Below are 26,167 nucleotides of genomic sequence, written 5' to 3' on the forward strand. Positions count from 1 at the left end.
TATAATAATATAAAGTTCAAGACATAGCCAAGTATATTTTTAAGAGAACTAAGTTATTCATATTATCATAATCAATTTCTTCATGCTTCGCGTCCTAGTTTTTTATTTATCTGATTTTTTAGATCGATCAATTTGCAAAGTTCTTTTTTTATATAGTTTGAGTTCTTATTTTCTTTTTTTAGGTTATCTTGTCTCTCTTGAATGAGTTTTGATATATAGTGTGATTTATAACGTAATAGCGTTTGTTGAAAATGATGAGTTAGTTTTTTTTCCCTAGATGTTACGTGAATTCCTTTTTTATCAAAACATGCTAGCTCATCGGGATCTTGATATTTTGAAGATACAAAACGTATTATCTCTTCATCATTTGATTGAAGAAAATACCCTGCTGTTCTATATTCGCCTTTTGAAAAACCTTCTTGAATTTCTTTAAAAATTTTCTGATAAAATGCATTAGAGAATTCCAAATGTTCTATATTAAAATGCTCAATGATCTCTTGAATTATTTTTCGTTCTTTCTGTAAGTCTTTAATTGGCGTAATTAAATGATTGCCCTGAAACAGCATTAACCTGATAAGCTCTTCTTCAAGGATTTTAAGAGGATCTATATCATTAGATTCTTGATAAATTTGGATTTTTGTAGAGACATTTTTTTGTTCGAGTTGTTTTTTATCTACCTTACGATTTTTATAGTCTATTTGTGCTAGCTCTTGAAAAAGCACTTGATCGCTTATTTTTAGTATTCTAGCTGTTTCTTTTATATATATTTCTCTACGGATTAAGTTTGATATTTTTGAAATACTCTCTACTATTTCCCTAATCAATAGAGCACGCTCTGTAGGATCATTTTTATCTTTTTTTATGAGGAAATTAGTTTTAAATTGTATGAAGTTTTGACGATTCTCTTTAAAGAAAGATAAAAGATCTAAGAATCTATGATTGTGAACAAATGAATCAGGATCTTCCCCTTCGGGGAATAAAATTACTTCTACATTCATATTCTGTTCTAAAATCATATCTATCCCTCTGAGGGCTGCTTTTATCCCAGCTGAGTCTGAATCATAAAGTAAAATGATATTAGACGTGAGTCTTTTAATCATAAGGATTTGATCTACTGTAAGGGATGTTCCAGAAGAGGCTACTACATTTTGTACACCTGATTGATATAAAGAAATTACATCAGTATAGCCCTCTACTAAATAACATATCCCTTGTTTAAGAATAGCTTGCTTAGCTTGATGAATCCCATATATAACTTGACTTTTATTATAAATATTACTCTCAGGAGAATTAATATATTTTGCCAAAGGGTAAATAGTAGGATTGATGATTCTACCACCAAAACCTAGTATTCTGCCTGAAAAACTATGAATAGGGAAAATAATTCGTCCTCGAAATATATCAAAAAGATCCTCATTTTTAGAAATGCTAAGTCCAGATTTTTTTAGATATTTTGGTAAAAAACCTTCTTTAAGAGCTTTTTTAGTAAAGTGTCTACTATCTGCTCGAGCATAACCAAGTTGGAATTTTTGAATGATCTCTTCTTTGAAGCCACGCTCTTTTAAGTAATTCAATCCTATATTAATTCCTTCCTCGCTATTTCTTAATTGATCTTCAAAAAAATTTTTTGCATATTCATGTATAATATAAATACTTTCTTTTTCATTTTCTATTTGTTTCTTTTCAGAAGAAAATATTTTTTCTTCCTTATATTCAATATTATATTTATTTGCTAGATATTTGAGTGCCTCAATATAGGTGAAGTGTTCATGTTCCATAAGAAAACTTACTACATTTCCACCTTTTCCAGAGCTAAAATCTTTCCATATCTGTTTAGCTGGGGAAACTACAAAAGAAGGCGTCTGTTCGTTTGAAAAAGGGCTTAGTCCTTTATAATTACTTCCACTTTTTTTTAGCTGTAAAAAATCTCCTATGACTTCTTCTACTAAGGCGCAAGAATAAATTTTATCTACAGTATCTTGAGAAATCATATAGAAAATTAGATTATATATAACATAGAGAAAATACAATATTTTTTATCTTCTTATTTGAAGGGTTGATTGCATTTATATTTACTACTTTATGCACTTATCCTTAAGTGCTCTTTAACGAAAGTTTAAAGATTAAAGAATCTTATGCACTTTAAAAATATACTTGTATAGAATATCAATTTTTTTATTAAAAATGAATATTAGATAGCATTTTAATATATGTCTAAAAAAATTAATTAAAAATTTAATCAAAAAATATGTATTGATTTATCCTATAGATTAGGATAAATCAAGCTTATTTGTAATTTTTTTTTAAAAAAAAAATATAAAAATAAATTTACTTATCCATAAGAGATGATATTCTCATTGCAAAGAGAGTATATAGCTATTAAAAACATCTATACAGAACACCAATTATAATTATGTAAGATTAAAAATCTTATTTTAATATTTGTATGTGTATATGCAAGAAAGGGCGGTCTTTAAGGAGACATTAATAATTTTTTATAATTTCCTTTTTTTAAGCAAGGAACAAAATTTGCTTTTCCTATAGGAATTACTTTACAACGTTCTTGATTTTCTCTTAGTATGATTTTCATTTTTTGTTATTTATTAATTTGTATCATAGGAATAATTATGATGTCTCCTACTATAAAGTTGTTCTTTTAGATCCCTAGGGATAAAAGGGGCTGCTGCTGTAACTATGATCTTATCAAAAGGCGCAAAAAGCAGGAAGTCCTTTAAATCCATCTCCAAAGATCTAGCATTTAGGATAATAACAAAGTTTTTTAGTAATCGTTTTGATTGGATAAAAAGTTCTTTTTGACGTTCTATAGTATATACTTTAATGCCTAATTTCAGTAAGATAGCAGTTTGATAGCCTGAACCTGCGCCAATCTCAAGATTTTTTTTCTCCTTTTTGTGGATAAATAAGCTCTGTTTGTAGAGCTACCGTATAAGGATTTGATAAAGTTTATCCGGATACGATAGAAATTGCCTTTAAGGTATAAGCATGATTTTCAAATGCCGAATCTATGAAAAGATTCCTAGGAACACGTAAGATGGCTTCAAGTACTCTTTCATTATGTATACGTATATATAAAGTCTCTACCATTTTAGTTATCTGTCCAAAATATTTAAAATAATCAAGCATATTTAACTATTCCTACAAATGTTTTAAACATCCAATTTCACCAAAAAAAAAATATTTTAATAAAAACTTTCTCGCTATATCTTAATAGCTAATTATAAACTTACTGAAAAACTAGTAGGCAGGAAATTATATACTATTAATATTTTATTATTGTCATCCATACTTTATTTCAGCATAAAGGCTAAATCAAGTGCTATTAGAATATATCTTCTAGTGCCATTATTTAATGAAATTTAGAGACCTTAGTCCCTTTTTTAAAACAAAATAATTTTTAGATAAAAAATATATAATATTTTAATCATGTTTTTATAGTAATTAAAAGAAGAGAGAGGAACCATTATATTCCAACTTTTTTATAGAGCTATAGTTATTTTTTTAAATCTTAAAATAAACAAGAAAAATGTAGAAGGATAAATATTAGTTTATAAGAATATAAAATCTCTCAAACTTTATAAAATCGTTTTTAATGATATAATAATAAGTTATAATCTATATCTAGTAATATTTAGTAAAGAATATAATCATATTAAAAGTTTTTAAACATATAGAAACATCCTAATCTAACCTCCTTTCTTTTCTAGATTTTAATAATAGAATAATAAATTTTATTATACAGGAAGAACGCCTAAGTATCCCTTAAATAGGGGGGGCTCTAATTACTTAAAATGATCTATTAAATTTCACGAATCCGTGAGATAAAAAAAATAAACAGGGTCATATAGACTTATAACAAGTCTATTGTCAACTGACATTAATAATGAGAAAGATATTTATTTGTAGCGGGAACAGGACTCGAACCTGTGACCTTCGGGTTATGAGCCCGACGAGCTACCAACTGCTCCACCCCGCGGAGTGATACAAATATAATTATTTTTTTTATAGAATTTAAATTTATATGATTAAAGAAAAATCATCAAATTTTATACTCAATGTTAAGTTATATAATACAGAGTAGTTAATTTATTAAAAATTTACTCTATTTTATATATAGAGCTCGTGAGATAAATAGAATAATCTTAAGTAACGGAGGATTTATATTTTGAGGAACGTAATATCTTGAGAAAGAAAGTATAGTCTTCTCTTATGTAAATGAGATTAATTTAATTAAAAGGGGTTGAATTATATCAATAGGTATTAATGTAATATTACAATTATCTTTTAGTTTAGTTAGAAGTTTTCTCTTCTATCTAAGAAAAAAGTATAAGTTTAACTTAGCTTAGTTCAAGCTTAATCGTTATATGGAGTGGAAATTTTAGTCCCGGTTATTTTTTTTTGCCTTTATATTATCGCATCTACCTATAAAATAGAGATATTTTATATTGCTATTTTTAACTAAATAGAAATAAGTTAACTAGATACTACTATATATATTAAAAAACCTGGAAATAATATGAATGAACTATTCTGGATTACACTATAAGTTTTCCTATAAAAAGATCTATACATAGATTCTATATATAATGAGATATTATGCTTATTATTTAATATTTTACTATTTGATTAATAAAGAGATACATTATGTATGTATTTTAAGCATTTATATTCTAAATCTCTTATAATATTAAGAGAAGAATTGAAAGTTTCAATTTACTAGTAGTATTCCACTTATTTAGGATAAGTCACTAAGCAACTCACCTTCGAGTATACAATAATTATTAATCATAAATTTTATATCCCATAATTATGGGACTATACTATGGAAGTATAGTTCCTAGGCAAAGATTAAACATAATCTCTGCCTTCTATAGGGGAATTATTAATTTATAACAGGCAGATAATTAGATATTTAATCTTGTATTTTTTTATGAGATCTTAATTTAAACTAATCATTGTAATACTTAGGAAACAATTTAGTTCGTCAAATTTATTATTTTAGCGCCAAATTTAATCTTAAAATAAGATGGTTGACAAAGATGTTCAAGAAAAAGTTATAGATATAATCGTGGAAAAATTAGGCGTTGATAAAGAAAATATAAATTTTGATTCGAATTTTACCCAAGATTTAGGCGCTGATTCTTTAGATACCGTTGAACTTATTATGGAATTTGAGAAAAAGTTCCAAATTTCCATTCCTGACGACCAAGCTGAAAACATCTCAACCGTTGGAGAGGCTGTAAAATACATAGAAAAATCTGTTGGATCTATTAAATCAGAATCTTAAAGATTCACTCATTAAAAAGCATCTAAGTTTTTCTAAATAATGCAACTGAAAAAAGTAGTTGTTACTGGTATTGGAGCTATTACCCCTATCGGGGTAGGGGTAAATTCTTATTGGAGATCCCTCATTAAGGGCGTAAGTGGAGCAGCTCCCATTACTCGTTTTAACTTTCAAAAGTTTAAGACAAAGTTCGCTTGTGAGATTAAGGGGTATAAATCAGAAGATTTCTTTGACAAAAGAGAAAGTAGGAAATTAGATCCTTGCGCTCAATTTGGTATTATAAGTAGTGATGAGGCCCTAAAAGACACTAATTTAGATTTTTCAAAAGAAAATAAGGATAGGATAGGAGTTGTTTGGGGTTCAGGTATCGGAGGAATTTCGACTTTTGAACAGGAAATTTCTAATTATGCCTTGAGTAATGGAACTCCGAGGTTTAACCCATTTTTTATTCCAAAAATGATTGTAGATACTACACCGGGGTTAATCTCAATTAAATATGGATTAACAGGGCCTAATTATTCTACAGTATCTGCTTGCGCATCTTCAGCAAACGCTTTAGTAGATGCTTATCATCTAATTCAATTGGGCAAGGCTGAAATTATACTAGCTGGAGGTTCTGAAGCGGCAATCACTAAAAGCGGTATAGGGGGATTTAACGCTTTGCATGCACTATCTACTAGAAATGAGGATTATAAAACTGCTTCAAGACCTTTCGATAAGGATCGCGATGGATTTGTCTTAGGAGAGGGAGCTGGGTGTCTTGTATTAGAAGAATATGAACATGCTAAGGCTAGAGGGGCAAAAATATATGCACAACTTGCTGGTGTCGGACTATCATCAGATGCTTATCATATTACAGCTCCTCATCCTGAGGGATTAGGAATAATTAAGGTGATGCGAAATGCACTTAGAGATGCACAATTAAAAGTTACAGACGTTGATCATATTAATACTCATGGTACTTCTACCATTTTAGGAGATTTAGTTGAAATTAAAGCTATTAAAAATTTATTTGGTGATCATATATCAAAAATCAATATTAATTCTACTAAGTCCATGACAGGCCATCTCTTAGGCGCGGCAGGAGCTATAGAATCTATTGCTTCTTTACTTCCCTTAGTTTATAATGAGGTGCCTCCTACAATTAATAATTTTGAGCTTGATGATAAAATTAAACATATTGATCCAAAAATTAACCTTACATTGAATGTAGCACAAAAAAGGATAGTAAAAGTAAGTATATGTAATATTTTTGGATTTGGAGGCCATAATGTATCCCTTTTATTTAAAAATATTTAGCAATTGAAGGGAAATTCAACACCTTAGTATTATTTGATACAAGAGTTAGATAGATTTTTAGTTTTTTATTATTATTTGTTTTTATGCAAGAATTTTTTAGAAATAAGACTTGAGATTAATTTAAAATAGGATTATTAAGTTAATGAAACATAGCATTTTCTTTTGGACTCCAATTTTCTAAAATCAGAAAAAATATTTTTATGACCACAACGTTTATCAAACATAATAAAACTAAAATAGTAGCTACCATAGGACCTTCTTCTGATTCAGAGGAAGTTTTAAAAAAAATGATTTTTTTAGGTGTAAACGTAATACGTATCAATTTTTCACATGCTAATCATGAAGAAGCACTTAGGCGTATTAATTTAGTACATCAAATTAATCTTAAACATGGATTTAACACCGCTATTCTAGCTGATCTACAGGGGCCAAAACTCCGAGTTGGAGAAATAAAGGAAAATAGTTTTCTTGAAAAAGGCGCTAAATTTACTTTTACTATTAAGCCTATAATAGGAGATCAAAATAGAGCACATATGACTTATCAAAATTTTCCTAGGGATGTGAAAGTAGGTGAAAGAATTTTATTAGATGACGGAAAATTAGTCCTTGAATGTACCGATACTAATGGAGAAAATGAAGTACATACTATTGTTATTCAAGGGGGAATATTAAAATCTAAAAAAGGAGTAAACTTGCCTAATACTCAGTTATCTTTGCCAGCTCTTACCGAAAAAGATAAAAAAGATACAGAATTTGCTCTTAAATGCGGCGTGGACTGGATAGCTCTTTCTTTTGTAAGAAAAAAAGAGGATTTGCTAGATATTAAAAATTTTATAAAAATGCATAGCGAGCATACCATTCCTGTTATTGCAAAAATAGAAAAGCCAGAGGCTATAGTCAATATAGATGAAATCGTAAAGCATGCCGATGGATTAATGGTAGCACGGGGAGATTTAGGGGTAGAAGTTCCGATAGAAGAGGTCCCATTACTACAGAAAAAATTGGTAGATAAGGCTAAAATAGGGCGAATTCCAGTTATTATTGCAACGCAGATGATGGAGAGTATGCTTGAAAGCATTACTCCTACAAGAGCGGAGGTTAATGATGTTGCTAATTCTGTTATAGACGGTGCCGATGCAGTTATGTTAAGTGCTGAAACCTCTGTAGGTAAATATCCGTTAGAGGTAGTTTTACAAATGAGTAAAATTATTCAGCATACAGAAGATGATCCGAGGATTAATGTGCCTCATTATGACCCCTTAATGCACAAAAAAGGTGAAAAACATATTACTGATCGTATATGTTATATTGCTACTAAACTTGCTGAACAAGCTCAAGTTAAAGCAATAGTCACTATTACACATACAGGATATAATGCTTTTCAGATTTCCTCTCATAGACCTCCAACATATATTCTTACGTATACTAATAACAAACATATTATTCGTAGGCTTAATCTTCTATGGGGTGTTATTGCTTTCTATTATAATCGTTTTGTAAACACTGATGAAACTATAAATGATATTAATCAAATGGCTATAAAGAATGGATTTTTAAAAAAAGGCGACTATGTAGTAAATCTTTCAACTATGCCTGTAGTTGAGAAAGGTCACAGTAATACTATAAGACTATCTGAGATAAGATAAATAACTTCCTAAACTATATTTTACGTCTAATTTTGCAGGATATCAAATATAGTTAAAGAGCTCAAAAAAAATCGAATGGCAACAATATATAAAAATAGTATTTTTAAATAATCACTTTTTCTCTCTCCCTCCTCTTAAATATTCTTCATCTTACGGTGATAATAGTTAAGCAACTTAGTTTAGTTAAATAAACTTTTTATAGGCACTACTAATTATTTTTTTTGTTTAAAATTTGTAGAAAAAGGTTTAATAATGAAATATATTTCCTCTCCTAAGGAGTTATTTATCAAAAATCGTAGAAAATTTAGTAAATATCTAACTCCAAATTCGTTAGCTATTTTTAATTACGGCGATGTATGCCCTATAGGCATGATAAGAAACTACCTTTCAAGTAATACTATTTTTTATCTCTCAGGTATAGATCAACAAGATAGTATTCTACTACTTTACCCTAAAGCTTATCAAAGTTCAGATAGGGAAATATTATTTCTTAAGAAATCGAGCCGGAAAAGCATATTATGGGAAGGATCTACACTTGATAAAGAACAAGCATTTGAAATATCAGGAATAGCAACTATCTATTGGTTAGATCAGTTTAATCTTATTTTAAACAATTTAATGAGTCAGGTAGAGAATGTATATCTTAATCTTAATGAACAATATCGAGATTTAGATACATATGAAGTTAAAATCATTGAGAGAAGATTTATAGAAAAAATAAAGAAAAAGTTCCCTCTTCATATCTATAAACGAAGTAATCCTATTTTACAACGGTTGAGATCAATTAAAGAGCCTGAAGAAATAGATCAGCTAAAAATAGCTTGCGACATTACTGGGAAGGGATTTCGACGGGCACTCACTTTTGTAAAACCCGGAATATGGGAATATGAAATTGAAGCAGAATGGGTTTGTGAGTTTTTAAGACGTCGAGCAAGTGGTTTTGCTTATAGGCCTATTATTGCTAGTGGTCCTAATACATGTATCATTCATTATACTAAGAATAACAAACAATGTCAAAAAGGAGAACTTTTACTTATGGATGTAGGAGCTTGTTACGCCCGTTATAATGCTGATCTTACACGCACCTTACCCGTGAATGGACGCTATAGTGAACGTCAACGCAAAGTATATAATGCCGTTTTAAGAGTAAAAAATAAAGCGGAAAAAATGCTTATTCCGGGAAATAACTGGTATGATTTTAATAAGGAGATAGGATATATTATGACGGATGAATTACTTAGTCTAAATCTGCTTGACAAAGCAGATGTGCAAAATGGAATTGCACAATCTCAGGCCTATAAGAAATATTTTATACACGGAATTTCACATCACTTAGGTCTTGATACCCATGATTATGGAATATTATCGGATCCTTTTCAGCCGGGTATGGTTTTTACGATAGAGCCTGGTATTTATATCCCAGAAGAATCTTTAGGAATTCGTATTGAAGATGATTATGTAATTCAAGAAAACGGACCTCCTAAAAATATGATGAAAGATATTCCTATACAAATTGAAGAAATAGAAGACTTGATGAATCAATCTTAGATAAGATTTTTTTGCTTAGATGCTTTTTCTATAAATCTATTTATTCTCGCAATAGTTTCTTCTAACCCAAGCATTTCCATGATGAAAAATATATCAACACCCTTTAAATCTCCAACTAAAGCCAATCGTAACAATTGAATAAGATTAGTAAAATTTATTTTTTGAATGCGCACAAAATCTTCCAGATCTTTTTTGAGCCTGTGAAAACTCCAATCCTGCTGATTTGATAAATGATTGATTAAATGTTTTACAATATAAAGACTTTCTTTTTTCCATATTCTTTTAAAAGCTTTATATTTATATTCTACTGGGGCAATAAAGAAATAGGATGACATTTCCCATATATCGTGGATAAAATGAGCCCGTTCTTTAACGGCTTTTATTACTTTCTCGCTATATTCTTGTTTTGAATTGATTTGATGTTTTTTTAATTCTTTTTCGAATAGCTTTGTAAGCTCTTTTAAGGATTTTCGCTGTAAATATTGTTGATTAAACCATTCGGCTTTTTCTTTGCTGAAATGAGCATTAGATTTACTCACCTGATTTAAAGAAAATAGATCTATTAATTCCTTTAAGGATAAAATTTCTCGCTCATCTCCAGGATTCCATCCTAAAAGAGCGAGCATATTTATAAAAGCTTCAGGGAAATAACCTTCTTCTCTATATCCATAATTTATCGTTCCAGTTTGAGGGTCTATCCACTTTATTGGGAAAATAGGGAAGCCCATATTTATATCTCTTTTGCTGAGTTTTCCTTTACCTTGAGGCTTTAAAATTAAAGGTAAATGGGCAAAGTAAGGTGCTTCCCATTCCATAGCTCTATACAAGAGCAAATGTAATGGTAATGAGGATAACCACTCCTCACCTCGTATAACATGTGTTATCATCATGAGATGATCATCCACTACATTAGCTAAATGATAAGTAGGTACCCCATTAGATTTTACAAGAACCTTATCATCAATATTATCTGTATTTATCTTAATTTCTCCTCGTATTTGATCCTGTATGGTTAAGACTTCATTATTAATTGGTGTTTTAAATCTAACAACATATGGATCCCCCTTATCTATACGATTTTTTATTTGTTGGGCTGTTAACGAAAGTGAGTTTTGCATTTGTAACCTTGTCTTAGCGTTATAAGCAAATATAGCTCCTTGCTTTTGGCATTTTTTCCTTTTTTCATCTAATATCTCTTCTGTGTCAAAAGCATAATAAGCATGACCTTTTTCGATAAGATATTGAAAATAAATAGCATATATAGATTTTCGTTCAGATTGCCGATAAGGTCCATATTCCCCTCTATGATATGGACTTTCATCTGGGATCAACCCACACCAGTTAAGAGCTTCTAATAGATATTTTTCAGCACCTAGAACAAAACGATTCTGATCAGTATCTTCTATTCGTAAGATAAAATCACCCCCATTTTTTTTTGCCAGTAAATAATTATAAAGAGCTGTTCGTAACCCACCTAGATGTAGCGCCCCGGTAGGACTTGGGGCAAAACGGACTCTTAACTTCTTCATATTAACTTGTTTTTCTAAACGAAATTAAAATTCATGGAGCATTTCTGCAAAACTCTTTTTAAGGAATTTCTACAAAAGAAAATACTATTTACTAATAATAAATAATTTGTGTTATTATGAGTTTTTTTTTTAAAAAAAAATAATATTTATAGTTATATTTATATAATTTTGTGATATAATTTTTTCTTTCTTCTAAAGAAATTATAGTTCTATATTTAGAACCTATTTTTTTTTATAAACTTTATTCATAGAGTAAATTTACTGAAGCCGGCACCATATCTTTATACTCTCCTTCATTTTTAATTACATCTTTTACAATACTTGAACTGATAAAAGAATTTTCTAAAGAAGTCATTAAAAATATGGTTTCAATCTTATTATTGGTTAATATCTGGTTTGTATGAGCAATAGCTTTTTCAAATTCAAAATCAATTGTATTTCTTAGCCCTCTTATGATAAAACGAGCTCCTACTTTTTGGCAAAAACTAACAGTTAACCCTTGATAAGTGGTAATTTTTATTTTAGGATGTTCTGATAAAGCTGATTTTACCCATTTTTCACGTTTTTTAAGTGTGAACAAATATTCCTTTTTAGCATTTTCGCCTATTGCAATTATAATTCGATCAAATAAAGTCGATGCTCTTACAATGATGTTATAATGTCCAAGTGTTATAGGATCAAAAGATCCAGGAAAAACAGCAATTTTTTCAAACATAATTATCATTAAATTAATGATTAAAACTAATAAATAAATTATATATAAGCTTGTTTTAAAAAGGTTAATTTTGTATTTAAATGATGAACTATAAAGATGCCTAAAAAATGTGAAAATTGCTCAGAAATTGCGAAATATGGGTGTAAAAATAACGGTAATTGCCATAGTAATAGTTGTGCTAGATCCTTTACTTTTAATTGGCTAGCGAATATTCCAGATAGTCCTATAGGGAAATTTAATATTGTTGAATTACGTTTTAAAAATGAACGTAAAGAATTTTATCGAAATATATTTAAATTGCCTTTAAAAGTAGGCCAAAAAGTAGTAGTAGAATCTAGCAATGGGTATGATATAGGTACTGTAAATTTAAATGGGGAACTTGTTAGGATACGAATGAAAAGTAGCCAGTTATATAAAAAGTCTCCAGATATTAGAAATATTTACCGTAAAGCTACAGAGGAAGATCTTTCCATATGGGAAAGAGCTAAAGAGAAAGAAGCGCCCACTTTACATAAAGCTAAAGCTATTGTAAAAGAGATAGGAATACCAATGAAAATTTCTGATGTAGAATATCAAGGAGATGGCAGTAAGGCGGTTTTTTATTATACTTCTGATAATAGGGTAGATTTTAGAGAACTCATAAAAATTTTTGCTGTTACTTTTTCTGTTCAGATAGAAATGCGACAGATAGGTTATAGACAAGAAACTTCTAAAATAGGGGGGATAGGATCTTGCGGTCGTGAATTATGTTGTAGTAGTTGGCTTAAAAAATTTAAAAATGTGAATATCTCAGCTGTGAGGTATCAACAACTCTCAATCAATTCTGAAAAAATAGTTGGTCAATGCGGAAAATTAAAATGTTGTCTAAATTTTGAATTAGATATGTATTTAGACGCTCTTAAAGAGTTCCCTGATATAAATAAGAAAATTCAAACTGAGAAAGACATTGCACAATGCATTAAGATAGATATATTCAAAAAGCAATTATGGTATATATATAGACAGGATTATAAAAAAATTTTTGAGTTGAGTTTATCTCAAGCAAAAAGGGCAGTCGAGATAAACCGTAAAGGGGTAAAAGCTCCCTCTCTTGAGGAATTATGTAATCAAAAAAAAGGAAGTGTCTTATATGAATAATTCATTATTAGAAAATAATAATTTAGATTACTTTTATGAAAGTAACTTATAGATAAGAAATCTATAAAAATATTTATATTCCACTACTTTTTCAATTCTCATAAATTTTTATCTATAATAATGTAATTATTAAAAACGTAAAGTTTAGAAAAGCATGCTATTCAGCATGACTAAAACCCTGTCTATTTTAATTTTCTCTTAAATCTCCTTCCTAAGTAAGTATTATAAGTAAGTATTATTTATTATATAGTATAAAATATAGCATTAATAATTCTAAATTATAGGTATTTAAATACTGTATTATTGATACAGAGATATGATTTTATAAAATTAAAAACAATTAAAAAGAGAATAATGTTATTTAGTTATCACTAATAATTAGGGCTTTTAAAATGGGGAAGCAATAAAGAAAATAAAAAATTGAAATTCAATTTTTGAAACTTTAAGTATTTTATATACAGGGATTATTGAGATAGTTTTTTCTATATTCTATGATTAGACAAAATAATTTAAAATGATAATTTGTTTATAGCAAAAAACGCAACTGTTTAAATCATGAAAAAAATTCCAACTTTACCTCCTAAAAGAATATCTAAACATAACAAGAAATATTATGTATGTAAAATAGCATGTTATTTCTGGATGATATTACTTATAATCTTATCGAGTTTTTTTGTATTTTTTTATGTTGCTAGTAAAGGATGGATTTATAATATGCCGAGTACGGCAGATATAGAAAATCCTACTATGGAAGTGGGATCTGAGATATATGATATTAATAATAAATTACTTGGGAAATTTTATTACGATAACCGTATCCTAATCACATATAAACAGTTACCTGAAAATTTTATTAATGCTTTAATTGCTAAAGAAGATATTCGTTTTAGAGATCACTCAGGTATCGATGGACGATCACTTTTAAGAGCTATTTTATTTTTTGGATATAAAGGTGGAGCTAGCACCATATCCCAACAACTTGCCAAGTTGCTTTTTACAGGTCGCTCATCCAAAAATAAAATTCAAAGAGTTTACCAAAAATTATTAGAGTGGATAATGGCAATACAATTAGAAAGACGTTATTCAAAAGAAGAAATAATAGCCATGTATACTAATAAATTTGATTTTCTTAACGGTGCAAAAGGCATTGAATCTGCTGCTTGGACTTATTTTAACAAAAGTGCTAGTAATTTAAATTTACAAGAATCTGCCACTTTAGTAGGTATGTTTGGGAATCCATATTTATATAATCCAAAGATCCACCCAGATTATTCTAAAAGACAAAGGAATTTAGTTCTTTTACAGATGAAAAAATACAATTTTATAAGCTCTTATGAATATGAGCGTAGCATAAAAATGCCTTTATATATAAACTTTAAGATCCAGGAACATACTGGATTGATAACTTACTATACAGAATTCCTAAAAAAAGAAATTGAAGAGAATTTAAATGAATTAGAGAAAACTGAAGAAGATATTAATCTTTATACAAGTGGGTTAAAAATTTATACTTCTATAGATGCTAAAATGCAGAAATATGCTGAATCAGCTGTTAAAAAGCATCTTAGACAAATGCAATATTACTTTGATAATGAACAGAAAAATAATCCTATAACCCCTTTTATAGGGATAAGTCCTCAAAAAAGAGATGAAATAATTTTTGCTTCTGTATGCAAAGATAAAATTTATCAAAAATTAAAAAAACTTGGAGTCTCAGATGAGAATATTATAAAAAATATAACAAGTCCTGAACTTAGAAATATATTTACTTGGGGGGGGGATAAAGAAGTTTTAATTTCACTTCGTGATTTTATTATATATCATAAGGGTATTATTCAAGCTGGTCTAATTTCTATAGAACCTGAAAATGGATATGTTAAAGCCTGGGTTGGAGGAGTAGATTTTAATCACTTTCAATATGATCATGTATCACAAACTAGACGACAGGTAGGTTCAGTTTTTAAACCTATTCTTTATGCAGCAGTGATTAATAAGTTTAATTATAATCCTTGTGAAAAAATTTCAGGTGAACATTTTGAATTAAAAGATTGGGAGCCTAGGAATGCTAGTGATAAATACGAAGGGGATTTCACACTCAAAGAAGCTATTGCATATTCAGTAAATACCGTTTCAGCACGTCTTATTTATCAGATTACCCCTAACCCTATTATTGATCTTGCTAAAAAAATGGGTATAAAATCAATTATACCTAATAATTTATCTATAGCTCTTGGTTCAGCTGATATTACTCCTTATGAAATGACAACTGCTTTTAATACTTTTAATAACCATGGAGTATATGTCGAACCACATTTATTAATTAGAATAGAGGATAGATATGGAAAAATTATTAAAGAAACACATTCATATATTCATGAGGTATTAAATGAAGAAACTGCTTTTATTATGATTAGATTAATGCAGGGAGTAGTAGATTTTGGGACAGCTCATCGCTTACGCCAGTATAATATCAAAGCTGAAGTAGCGGGTAAGACAGGTACTACAAATGATCAGGCTGATGGATGGTTTATCGGCATGGTTCCGAGACTGACTACTGGAATATGGGTAGGTTGGGAAGATCGATTTACACATTTTAAAACCTTGACTCTTGGTCAGGGTTCAAATATGGCGCTCCCCATCTGGGCTTACTATATGAGAAGTATATATGAAGATTTAGACTTAAATTATAGTGAAGAAGAATACTTTGAGAAACCTTTTAATATGGACCCCTACTGGGATAATTGTGATGCTTATGAGTATGAAGGATCAGATAATATTTCTACTGAATATGAAGGATCATATGATAATATTTCTACTTTCAAAGGCAATAATCTAAAAATAGATCAATACTTTAATCAAAAAGATCATTTGAATTATAATGATTAAATATTTTAAAAAAAAAAAAACAACAAGTAAACTTATAAATAAATATAAAAGGGTATATTTTTAATAAAAATTTAGGTAGAACAGATATGGATTATCATTATTTACTTTTTTCACAAAAAATATACAGGTTAAAAATAACTACTAAGATTATATAAAATAGACATATAGGAATATAATTTTAAAAAACTATATTTCAAATTTTTTTATAAAAAAAATACCCTCCAGATAATTTTAATTATATATTCTTTTCCCATATTACATTAAGGATAAAATGGATTATTTTTAGATAGCTTTGCTAAAATACAATAGAAACTAATGTAATATGAGCTCTCCTAATTTTTCAAATTTTATTGAACAAATTATTCAAGAAGATTTAAAAGGATTTTTTTTGGGGAAAAATCTTCTCTTTCGTTTTCCTCCAGAACCTAACGGATATTTGCATATCGGACATGCCAAAGCCATTTGTTTAAATTTCGGATTGGGCTTAATCTATAAATCCCCTGTTAATCTTAGATTTGACGACACTAATCCAGCTAAAGAAGAACAGATTTATATTGAGTCAATAAAAAAAGATATTCAATGGTTAGGGTTTAGCTGGAGTAAAGAATGTTATACATCTGATTATTTTTATCAGCTTTATTATTGGGCTCAAAAACTTATTCAAGAGGGTAAAGCTTATATAGATGAACAATCTCAGCAAGCTATCATAGCTCAGCGTAAAACTCCTTTTGAAAAAGGCATAGAAAGCCCTTATCGGGAAAGACCTTCTTCGGAAAGCTTAGAATTATTTAAAAGTATGAAAGTAGGTAAATTTAAAGAGGGACATTGTGTATTACGAGCAAAAATTGATATGGGGTCCCCCAATATGCATTTGCGAGATCCTATTATGTATCGAATACTTAAAAAAGTGCATCATCATACTGGTAAGGAATGGTGTATTTATCCTACTTATGACTGGGCACATGGTCAATCAGATTATATAGAGCAAATTTCGCATTCACTATGTTCTTTCGAATTTAATAATCACCGCTCCTTATATGATTGGTATCTTGATCAAATCTGTGAAAAAGGGAAAATAAGACCTAAACAACTTGAATTCTCACGTTTTAATCTTAGTCATACTATAATGAGCAAACGCAAACTGAAATATCTTATACAGGAAAAAGTAGTCACTTCCTGGGATGATCCACGTATGCCCACTCTTAGTGGGTTGCGTCGCCGTGGATATACTCCTGAGTCTATACGGAATTTTTGCCATCGTATAGGGATTGCTAAACGTGAAAATATAATTGAAGTTTCCTTGCTTGAATTTTGTATTCGTGAAGAGCTCAATAAAACAGCTCCAAGAGTTATGGCCGTGCTAGATCCTATAAAACTCATTATTGAAAATTATCCACAAAATCAAACTGAATGGCTTGAAACAGAAAATAATCCGGAAGCAAAAACTGGAGTACGCAAAATACCCTTCTCAAAAAACTTATACATTGAACGAGAAGATTTTATGGAAATAGCAGATGAAAAATTCTTTAGATTAAGCTTAGGTACTCAAGTTCGTTTAAAAAGCGCTTATATTATTAAAGGAGTTGGAGTGCTGAAAGATAAAGAGGGAAAAATCATAGAAATATATGCCCAATATGATCCTCAAAGTCTATCAGGTAGCGGTACAAAGGAGAGCTTACAAAAAATAAAAGGCACTTTACACTGGTTATCAGCTCATGAAGCTATCGCTATTGAGATAAGATTATATGAACCATTATTTTTAGAATCTAATCCAGAGGCATTTAAAAAAGTGGATTTTATGACCTTTTTAAATCCTAATTCACTAAAGATTATTAAGGGTTATGCAGAAGCTTTTCTTAAAAACTCAAAGGAAGGAGAACGTTTCCAATTCCAGCGCATGGGATATTTCTGCGTAGATATAGAAAGTTCTAGAGAAAAACCTATTTTTAATAGAATTGTAACACTTAAGGATAACAGAAGTAAAAAAAACACCAGGTAGATAAATCTCATATCCAGGTGGATATGAGATTATAAATAATATCTAATAGATGTTATTTATATTTTTTTTTTTAAAAAAAAAGTTGCATATAAAGATATAGGTATATATAATGATAGATAGATTAACTGGTAAAAAGATCCCCCTTAATTTTAAGGGCAAATAATATATATCTATACCTAGTTATAAAGAAAATATACCATTAATAAATGGTATAGTATTAGTATTATTTGCAGATTATTTGTTTATTCTAGTAAATAATATTATTTTGATACTCTTATCTTGCTAATAAGAAGATAATAAAAGGAATTAAAGAAACCCTATTCCCTAATATTAACATTTTTTATTTATCTCATTTAAAATTACTATACCTTTAACTAACTTGGTTAGTTTTTTAAGTTTAAAAACTTTGTACTAAACAAAGGTTAAGATAAAAAAATAAAAATATATTATATATGAGATAATTCAGGATGAAAAATACTTTTTATTATTATTATTATTTAAGTTATATCTTTTTATAAGATATTATAAAATCGAACTTATTTAAGTTACATTCACATAAACAATAAAAATAAATAAGAAGAATAATTTTTACTCTCTAAATTTAGAGTTACTCAAATTATTCTGAAATAGAATATATATACTGAGTTTAATCCTTTCTCTTAAAAAGAGAATACTTGAATAAAATAATCTTTAGAGAGGTATATAAGCTATGGTAAAAGTAGGCTGATCATATAATGTATGATCAGCCTTATAAAAAATTTAAAATTTTATATAAACTTCATTGGCTATATTTTTTGTATATATTAAGTAAACCATTAGTAGAGCTATCAAAATTTGCCAATAATAACTGATTTTTTAAAAAAGGAAGAATCTCTTGAGAGAGTTCCTTCCCTAATTCTACGCCCCATTGATCAAAACTATATAAATTCCACAACACACCCTGTACAAAAATCTTATGCTCATATATAGCTAATAGGCTACCTAGAGTTCTAGGAGTAAGTTTTTTAAAGATAATCGAATTACTTGGTTGATTACCTTTAAAAGTCTTAAAAGGACTTAAAAAAGCTATTTCATTTGGACTTTTCCCTTTAAATTTTAGCTCGGCTTGTACTTGAGATAAAGTTTTTCCAAAAGCAAGAGCTCGCGTTTGCGCAAAAAAATGAGACAGAAGTTTTTGATGATGATCTCCTAAACAGTGAATAGGGTTAGCTGCAGCTATAAAATCACATGGGACTAACTTAGTCCCCTGATGTAAAAGTTGATAAAAAGCATGTTGTCCGTTAGTACCTGGCTCTCCCCATATAATAGGACTGCTTTGATATTTTATTTTAACTCCTCCTCTATCAACTGATTTACCATTACTTTCCATATCTACCTGTTGAAGGTAAGCGGCAAAGCGGTGAAGATATTGATCATAAGGGAATATTGCTTGAGTTTGGGCATTAAAAAAATTATTATACCAGATTCCTAAAAGGGCTAGGATCACTGGAATATTTCTTTCAAAAGGAGTCTCACGAAAATGACAATCGAGTAAATATGCACCCTTAAGTAATTCCTCGAAATACTCATAACTTACTGCTAATGATATGCTTAGTCCGATAGCGCTCCAAAGAGAATAACGTCCCCCTACCCAATCCCAAAAACAGAACATATTCTCTGGGTCAATACCAAAAGAACGCACCTGATCAATGTTTGTAGATAAAGCCACAAAATGTTTAGCGATATGTTCTTGTAAAAATGCATGGTCAAGAAACCATTGGCGAGCAGTAAAAGCATTGGTTATAGTCTCCTGAGTGGTAAAAGTTTTTGAAGCAATGATAAAAATAGTCGTCTCAGGAGATACTCTTATAAGAGTTTCAGCTAAGTGCGTTCCATCTATATTTGAGACAAAATGCATTTTAAGAGGCGTTTTGTAATACTTAAGTGCCTCAACTACCATATAAGGCCCAAGATCTGATCCACCTATACCAATATGAACTATATCAGTAATAGATTTATTAGTATATCCCTTCCATTTACCGTTAAGAACACTATTACAGAATTTTTTCATTTGATTAAGAACAGTCTTAATTTGAGGCATTATATTAATCCCATCTATATATATAGATCTACTTGAAAAATTACGTAAAGCCGTATGTAAAACACTACGTCTTTCAGTTTGGTTAATTATATCTCCTGAAAACATCTTTTCTATAGCTTGGGGTAGAAGCATTTCTCTAGCTAAGAGAAATAAAAGCTTCATTGTTTTTGAAGTGATTAAATTTTTAGAATAATCTAAAAAAATGTCTTCAAAGCAAATATTGAAATTTTCAAAACGCTTAGAATCTCTATTAAATAGTTCTTTTAAAGACCATTTTCTAGCCTCATTATCAAAATGTATTTGCAATTTTTTCCATGCTAGTGTTTGAGTAGGATCTATATTTTCTAAAGACATGAAAGTGATAAATTAATTAGGTAAAATTAAAAATTCAAATAATGAGCGAACGAACTTTATTATAAATTTCAGCCGTAGTGAAAGGCACCCCTTGTATCTTAGTAAGAGAACTAGCATCAATCAAAAATTGATCCCGGATCAAATGGATGAGTTGCCCATTGTTAAGCTCAGGTATAAGTACTTTTTTAAAATCCCTTAAAAGAATTTCTAATTCCTTTGCAAACGGATATAGATATTCTATATGCGCATGCGCTACTTCAAAGCCGTCTATTAAAAGCGACTTCATAGCCTCGCGAATAGTTCCATAAGTAGATCCCCAACTTAATATCAAAATTTTTCCGGGTCTTCTGCCTGAATCAAGATTCTGTACAGGAAGTATATTTTGAATATGATTAATTTTAGATTGACGTAAACGTACCATATTTTCATGATTCTTAGCCTCATAAGAAACTTCTCCGCTCCCATCTTTTTTTTCAAGTGAACCTATCCTATGCTCATAACCTACTTTACCTGGGGATATCCACTGACGAGCACCTTTTTCATCACGTTGATAAGGAAGGAATAATTCACTATTATTTTCTTTAGGATAAGTAGGATAAATCAACTCGAGTTCATCCTTTTTAGGAAATCGCCAAGACTCTGAACCATTCGCTAAGTAGCCATCGCTGAGCAAAATCACAGGTGTCATATATTCTACTGCTATCTTTAGTGCACGATATCCTATCTCAAAAGCATGCGAAGGAGAACGAGGAGCTAGTACAGGTATAGGGGCTTCGCCATTACGTCCGTAAAGAGCTTGAAAAAGATCAGATTGTTCAGTTTTAGTAGGTAACCCTGTAGAAGGTCCCGCACGCTGAACATTAATAATAATTAACGGTAATTCTAGCATAAAAGCTAGACCTAATCCTTCTTGCTTTAAAGCCATACCTGGTCCTGAGGTTCCAGTTACTCCTAAGTTACCTGCATAAGATGCCCCTATAGCTGAAGTAATAGCGGCAATTTCATCTTCAGCTTGAAAGCTCTTAACTCCCATATTTTTATAAGAGGAAAAATAATGTAATAAATCTGAAGCAGGAGTTATAGGATAACCCGAATAAAATAGCTTTAAATCAGCCTTAAGAGCAGCGGAGACTAACCCAAGCGCCAATGCTTGGTTCCCTGTAATACTTCGATAAGTTCCTGATGGCATTTTAGCAGCTCTTACTACAAAATGTTCAGTAAAAGTCTCGTTGGTCTCCCCAAAGTTATAGCCTGCTCTCAAAAGGGTTAGATTAGCTGAGAGAAGATTAGGAGTTTTCTTAAATTTCTGTTTAAGAAAACGTTCAGTGTAAATTAAAGGGGAACTATAGAGCCAATAGATAAAGCCTAGAGCGAACATATTCTTAGAGAGTTCTTGATATCTTTTACTAAGTTTTATATCTTTTAGAACTTTATGTACTTGAGATGATATATCGATTTTGTGTACTCTATAATAGTCTGAGAGTTTTTCGAGAGGATTAGTATCCTGAGAATAACAGGCTAACTTTATATTTTTTGAAGAAAATCCACCAGTGTTAGCAATAATAATCCCGCCTTTTTTTAATGAAGAAAGATATTTTTTTAGTGCTGCCGCATTCATCACTACTAGTACATCGCATAGATCACCCGCAGAAGATATTTCTATACTACCAAAATGAATTTGAAAACCTGAAATACCCGAAATAGTACCTTGAGGGGCGCGTATTTCAGCAGGAAAATCTGAAAAAGTATTTATAGAATTACCAAGAGAAGCTAAAGTTTTAGTAAATTGGTCTCCAATTAGTTGGATTCCATCTCCAGAATTACCTGCAAATAATATAGTAACCTGCTCAAGTACTTTTTTCAAAGTATATAATATCTAAGATATAGCATCTCTAACAGTTATAACTTCCTCAATTTGAGGAACATATTTTTTAATGATCATCTCCACACCACTTTTTAAAGTCATTTGATTTACGTCGCAATCTATACAACTTCCCATAAATCTTACACGGACTATTTTCCCATCAGTATCTACCAACTCAATACCTCCTCCATCGGCTTTTAAAAAAGGTTGGATTTCATCAAGAGCTTTTAAAATATTATCTAACAACTGTTTTTGCATGAAAAAACTTATTTAGGTTTGCAACCATCTACAGTATTAATATGAAGAGCCTCGGTAGGAGGTATAGAACTATTTCTATGGTTGAGCTGCGTGATCATATTTTTTGTAATATCTTTAAATAGGGATGAGGCAAAGGTATTTTTTTGTAAAACAGCCGGTCTGCCGATATCAGAAGATTCTCGTATACTTTGTATGATAGGTATTTCACCTAGAAAAGATATTTTCATCTTATCAGCAAATTCCTGAACTCCCTTATTCCCAAAAATGGGATATCGAATCTCAGGCTGTATATCAAGAGAAAAATAGGCCATATTTTCAATAATACCTAAAATAGGTACGTTAATTGACTCTATTTGGAACATAGCTACAGATCTGCGGACATCAGCTAAAGCAATTTTTTGTGGTGTACTTACAATAATAGCCCCGGTCAATGGAATTTCTTGTACTAAAGAAAGATGAACGTCCCCAGTGCCTGGGGGGAGATCTATAATAAGAAAGTCTAAATCCCCCCAATGTGCATCACGTATAAGTTGTCGTAAGGCTTTAGTTGCCATAGGTCCTCTCCAAATTACCGCCTTGTTAGAATCGGTAAAAAATCCTAGGGAAAGCACATAGATTCCATAAACTTCTACGGGTATGATTTTTTCTTTTCCCTCTATATTTATAGAAAAAGGGCGTGAGTTCTCTAGATCTAACATGACAGGGATAGAAGGCCCATAAATATCCGCATCCAAAAGCCCTGTTTTAAATCCCATTATAGCTAAAGAAATAGCAATATTTGAAGATATAGTAGATTTGCCTACGCCTCCTTTACCTGAAGCAATTGCTATAATATTCTTAACCCCATGTATTCCTACTCCACGTATTGAAAGTGATTTATTAGATTTCACTTGTATATTAAACTTTACTAACGCTTCGGGATTAAACTTTTCGTGTATACTATTTATAATATCATTTTCGATTTTTTTTCTTAGATGCATTGCCGGATTTTTAAGATTCAATTTTATAAATATCGAATCTCCTTTAACCGATAGATCTTCAATAGTCCTATCTTCAACTATATTATCCTTACTTCCCGGAAGTTTAAGAGAACATAAGATCTTTATAAGTTTATTTCTAGGCATAGAAGCGCACTTAACATAAGTATCTACACAAATATACAAAGTTAATCCATTGAATATTCATCTCTTTTATTTCTCTTTATAAAACATTACTATTTAGTAATCTATCTGTAGAAAAACCATAACCCAATGAAATATTTAAAATATTTTATTTTACTCTATATGAGGATTATTTTTTTTATGTTGAACGCAATATCTATGGATTAGATTTTTAATCTAGTTTTTTTTTGATATAAAACTTTCTATTAATGTTTATTTATAGGAAATTCCGGATAAGCATGCATACCATGCTCATGAATATCTAATCCTTCTCGTTCTTGTTTTTCGCTTACGCGTAACCCAATAAACTTTTTTAAAATAATAAATATTATACAGGCTCCTAAAATACAAAAAAGGCCGACTGAAAAAATTCCCGTAATCTGAATAAATAGCTGTTTTAAACTAGACTTTTCTCCGAAAATACCTATAGCAAGCGTTCCCCATAAACCACATACTAAATGAACAGGGACAGCTCCTACCGGATCATCTATTTTGAGTTTATTCATGCCAATTATAGCTAAAACTACCCATATACCAGAAATCCCTCCAATTATGAGAGAATCTGTAACACTTACAATGTCTGCTCCAGCAGTAATTCCTACAAGGCCGGCTAAAATTCCATTAATAAACATTATAATATCATATGTTTTGAAAAGCCAGTAAGAAGTAAAAAAAGCCCCAACCACACCTGAAGCAGCGGATAATGTGGTGATTACCAAGACTTTAGAAACCTTCCCTGCGTCAGCTGAAAGCACAGAACCTCCATTAAATCCAAACCATCCAAACCATAATAGAAGCACGCCTAAGATCGCTAAAGGAATACTATGTCCTTGAATATCAGATAATGTCCCATTGTATTTCCCAATACGTGGGCCAAGGAAAAGAATACCTATTAGAGCTGCCCAACCTCCAACTGAATGTATTATAGTAGATCCAGCGAAATCATAAAAACCTATGTTAAATAGCCAGCCTTTCCCCCAATGCCAATAACCCACTACCGGGTAAACAAAAGTAACATATAATAAAGAGAAACAAAGGAATACGCTGAGTTTAATTCGTTCAGCTACTGCACCAGAAACGATAGAAGCAGCTGTTGCGGCAAACATAGCCTGGAAAAGGAATCCGGTCCAGAAAGTATAGTTTGAATTATACATTGGATTACCGGAATTATCTGGAACATTAAGACCAAGCCCGCCAAAATGAAAAAACCCACCTTGGGGGCCTGAATACATCATACCAAAACCTAAAAAAGTATAAGCAAGTAACCCTATAACAATAACGGCAGCATTCTTAAAAAGAATATTAATTGTATTTTTTGATCGGGTCAACCCAATTTCAAGCATAGCAAAGCCTAAATGCATAATAAATACTAAAGTGATACATACCATTATCCATAAATTGCTAATGGTAAAGGAGAGTATTTCCATAATTTTAAATATAGTTTAAAAGCGTATTTAATTTTTTTTTACTGTTTTATAGCCTTATAAAACCTTTTTTACTTTGTTAAATTTATATGTTTTAACTTTTTAATATTAGTTTTTATTAAAAATAAACTAATATTCATCATTTATAGACTTTAAATATTTTTAATATAAAGTATAGAAAAACTCAAATTATATTAATAGAGTATTATACTTCAAATATATAAAATTCGCTATTTATTGCTTTAATAAAGTTTAAATTTTTCATTTGGGAACTCTTAGTCTAACTATTTCTCCCTCCTCCTCTATCTTTTTTAAGATTTATCATCCGTGGATAGTAATAAAATTACTTGATTTGTCTTTGTTAAGACAAAGAAATTTATTAATATTTATATAATTTTTGATCGTTTTACTGTCTATTTAAAGTCTAAAAATCTTTATAAGGCTTATAATATAAGACTGGGGAGCATAGTCTATGGAAGAAGATTTGATATTTATTACTTATTAGTTTAAATATAGAGATATGCATTTAGTAAGCGTATTTTTTTCACTAAAAAAAACTATATAATACACACTTATGTAACAAGTATTTTGTAAGTTTATGGATAATCGTCATTATTATTGTGTAATTTTATGTGGAGGCATAGGAAGTCGTTTTTGGCCTATTAGTACAAGAACTTACCCAAAGCAATTCCATGATATATTAGGAACCGGGAAAACCCTTTTACAACAAACTTTCGCCAGAGTAAGTCTTATACGTAAAGAGAATATTTTTTTGGTTACCCATTCAGATTATAGAGGGCTTGTTTTAGATCAGCTTCCTAACTTTAAAGTATCTAATATATTACTAGAGCCTATTACAAGAAATAGGCCCCTAGTATTGCTTATGCAGCATTTAAGATTCATGCTCTAGATGAGAGAGCTGTTCTCTTTATTGCACCTTCAGATCATATTATCCTTGAAGGAGTT

General features: G+C 30.1%; 18 protein-coding genes and 1 tRNA gene. 8 read left to right on the top strand and 11 right to left on the bottom strand.

Annotated features, from left to right (window positions below):
* Positions 1–80: 80 nt before the first annotated feature.
* The 4 genes from dnaG to ACUBP5_RS02030 all read right to left on the bottom strand — a co-directional run bounded on the left by dnaG (position 81) and on the right by ACUBP5_RS02030 (position 3,994).
* Positions 81–1,991 (bottom strand): DNA primase, encoded by a 1,911-nt coding sequence (gene dnaG, locus ACUBP5_RS02015; protein WP_482167993.1) that lies wholly within the window; start codon positions 1,989–1,991, stop codon positions 81–83.
* A 612-nt stretch (positions 1,992–2,603) separates the two neighbouring features.
* On the bottom strand, positions 2,604–2,918 hold the full coding sequence (locus tag ACUBP5_RS02020; protein ID WP_482168607.1) for a protein-L-isoaspartate O-methyltransferase family protein: 315 nt from the start codon (positions 2,916–2,918) through the stop codon (positions 2,604–2,606).
* Positions 2,919–2,964: 46 nt separating this feature from the next.
* Positions 2,965–3,144, bottom strand: coding sequence for a hypothetical protein (locus ACUBP5_RS02025; RefSeq protein WP_482167994.1), 180 nt, complete (start codon positions 3,142–3,144; stop codon positions 2,965–2,967).
* Positions 3,145–3,921: 777 nt separating this feature from the next.
* Positions 3,922–3,994: transfer RNA gene (locus ACUBP5_RS02030), tRNA-Met, on the bottom strand.
* Between the two features lie 1,050 nt (positions 3,995–5,044).
* Here ACUBP5_RS02030 and ACUBP5_RS02035 point away from each other — a divergent pair.
* The 4 genes from ACUBP5_RS02035 to ACUBP5_RS02050 all read left to right on the top strand — a co-directional run bounded on the left by ACUBP5_RS02035 (position 5,045) and on the right by ACUBP5_RS02050 (position 9,795).
* Positions 5,045–5,305: an acyl carrier protein gene (locus tag ACUBP5_RS02035; protein ID WP_482167995.1), complete on the top strand. Its 261-nt coding sequence runs from the start codon at positions 5,045–5,047 to the stop codon at positions 5,303–5,305.
* Positions 5,306–5,344: 39 nt separating this feature from the next.
* Complete coding sequence (gene fabF, locus ACUBP5_RS02040) at positions 5,345–6,601, top strand: beta-ketoacyl-ACP synthase II (protein ID WP_482167996.1); 1,257 nt, start codon at positions 5,345–5,347, stop codon at positions 6,599–6,601.
* Between the two features lie 200 nt (positions 6,602–6,801).
* Positions 6,802–8,247 (top strand): pyruvate kinase, encoded by a 1,446-nt coding sequence (gene pyk, locus ACUBP5_RS02045; protein ID WP_482167997.1) that lies wholly within the window; start codon positions 6,802–6,804, stop codon positions 8,245–8,247.
* A 252-nt stretch (positions 8,248–8,499) separates the two neighbouring features.
* Entirely contained in the window at positions 8,500–9,795 is a 1,296-nt protein-coding gene (locus tag ACUBP5_RS02050) for an aminopeptidase P N-terminal domain-containing protein (RefSeq protein WP_482167998.1), read from the top strand.
* Here the strand turns inward: ACUBP5_RS02050 and gltX are convergent.
* Positions 9,792–11,324: a glutamate--tRNA ligase gene (gltX, locus tag ACUBP5_RS02055; RefSeq protein WP_482167999.1), complete on the bottom strand. Its 1,533-nt coding sequence runs from the start codon at positions 11,322–11,324 to the stop codon at positions 9,792–9,794. The genes ACUBP5_RS02050 and gltX overlap by 4 nt on opposite strands.
* A 241-nt stretch (positions 11,325–11,565) precedes the next feature.
* The gene (gene coaD, locus ACUBP5_RS02060; RefSeq protein WP_482168000.1) at positions 11,566–12,039 is read right to left on the bottom strand and encodes a pantetheine-phosphate adenylyltransferase; all 474 of its coding nucleotides are present in this window, start codon (positions 12,037–12,039) and stop codon (positions 11,566–11,568) included.
* A 96-nt stretch (positions 12,040–12,135) separates the two neighbouring features.
* Between coaD and ACUBP5_RS02065 the strand changes: the two genes are divergently transcribed.
* The 3 genes from ACUBP5_RS02065 (at position 12,136) to ACUBP5_RS02075 (ending at position 18,061) form a co-directional block, all read left to right on the top strand.
* A complete protein-coding gene (locus ACUBP5_RS02065) occupies positions 12,136–13,176 on the top strand; it encodes a PSP1 domain-containing protein (RefSeq protein ID WP_482168001.1) in 1,041 nt (346 codons plus the stop codon).
* Positions 13,177–13,731: 555 nt separating this feature from the next.
* On the top strand, positions 13,732–16,062 hold the full coding sequence (locus ACUBP5_RS02070) for a transglycosylase domain-containing protein (RefSeq protein ID WP_482168002.1): 2,331 nt from the start codon (positions 13,732–13,734) through the stop codon (positions 16,060–16,062).
* Between the two features lie 322 nt (positions 16,063–16,384).
* Positions 16,385–18,061, top strand: coding sequence for a glutamine--tRNA ligase/YqeY domain fusion protein (locus tag ACUBP5_RS02075; protein ID WP_482168003.1), 1,677 nt, complete (start codon positions 16,385–16,387; stop codon positions 18,059–18,061).
* A gap of 778 nt (positions 18,062–18,839) precedes the next feature.
* On the opposite strand, the gene pgi is transcribed toward ACUBP5_RS02075, so the two are convergent.
* The 5 genes from pgi to ACUBP5_RS02100 all read right to left on the bottom strand — a co-directional run bounded on the left by pgi (position 18,840) and on the right by ACUBP5_RS02100 (position 25,204).
* Positions 18,840–20,495, bottom strand: a complete 1,656-nt coding sequence (pgi, locus tag ACUBP5_RS02080) for a glucose-6-phosphate isomerase (RefSeq protein ID WP_482168004.1) — start codon at positions 20,493–20,495, stop codon at positions 18,840–18,842.
* A gap of 34 nt (positions 20,496–20,529) precedes the next feature.
* Positions 20,530–22,359, bottom strand: a complete 1,830-nt coding sequence (locus ACUBP5_RS02085) for a 2-oxoacid:acceptor oxidoreductase subunit alpha (protein WP_482168005.1) — start codon at positions 22,357–22,359, stop codon at positions 20,530–20,532.
* A 12-nt stretch (positions 22,360–22,371) separates the two neighbouring features.
* Positions 22,372–22,617 (bottom strand): NifU family protein, encoded by a 246-nt coding sequence (locus tag ACUBP5_RS02090; RefSeq protein WP_482168006.1) that lies wholly within the window; start codon positions 22,615–22,617, stop codon positions 22,372–22,374.
* Positions 22,618–22,625: 8 nt separating this feature from the next.
* On the bottom strand, positions 22,626–23,741 hold the full coding sequence (locus tag ACUBP5_RS02095) for an Mrp/NBP35 family ATP-binding protein (protein WP_482168007.1): 1,116 nt from the start codon (positions 23,739–23,741) through the stop codon (positions 22,626–22,628).
* Between the two features lie 242 nt (positions 23,742–23,983).
* Positions 23,984–25,204 (bottom strand): ammonium transporter, encoded by a 1,221-nt coding sequence (locus tag ACUBP5_RS02100; RefSeq protein ID WP_482168008.1) that lies wholly within the window; start codon positions 25,202–25,204, stop codon positions 23,984–23,986.
* A 595-nt stretch (positions 25,205–25,799) separates the two neighbouring features.
* On the opposite strand from ACUBP5_RS02100, the gene ACUBP5_RS02105 reads away from it, so the two are divergent.
* Positions 25,800–26,111, top strand: coding sequence for a sugar phosphate nucleotidyltransferase (locus ACUBP5_RS02105; RefSeq protein ID WP_482168009.1), 312 nt, complete (start codon positions 25,800–25,802; stop codon positions 26,109–26,111).
* Positions 26,112–26,167 lie beyond the last annotated feature (56 nt).

It is taken from the genome of Candidatus Insignibacter tubulum (assembly GCF_056790205.1).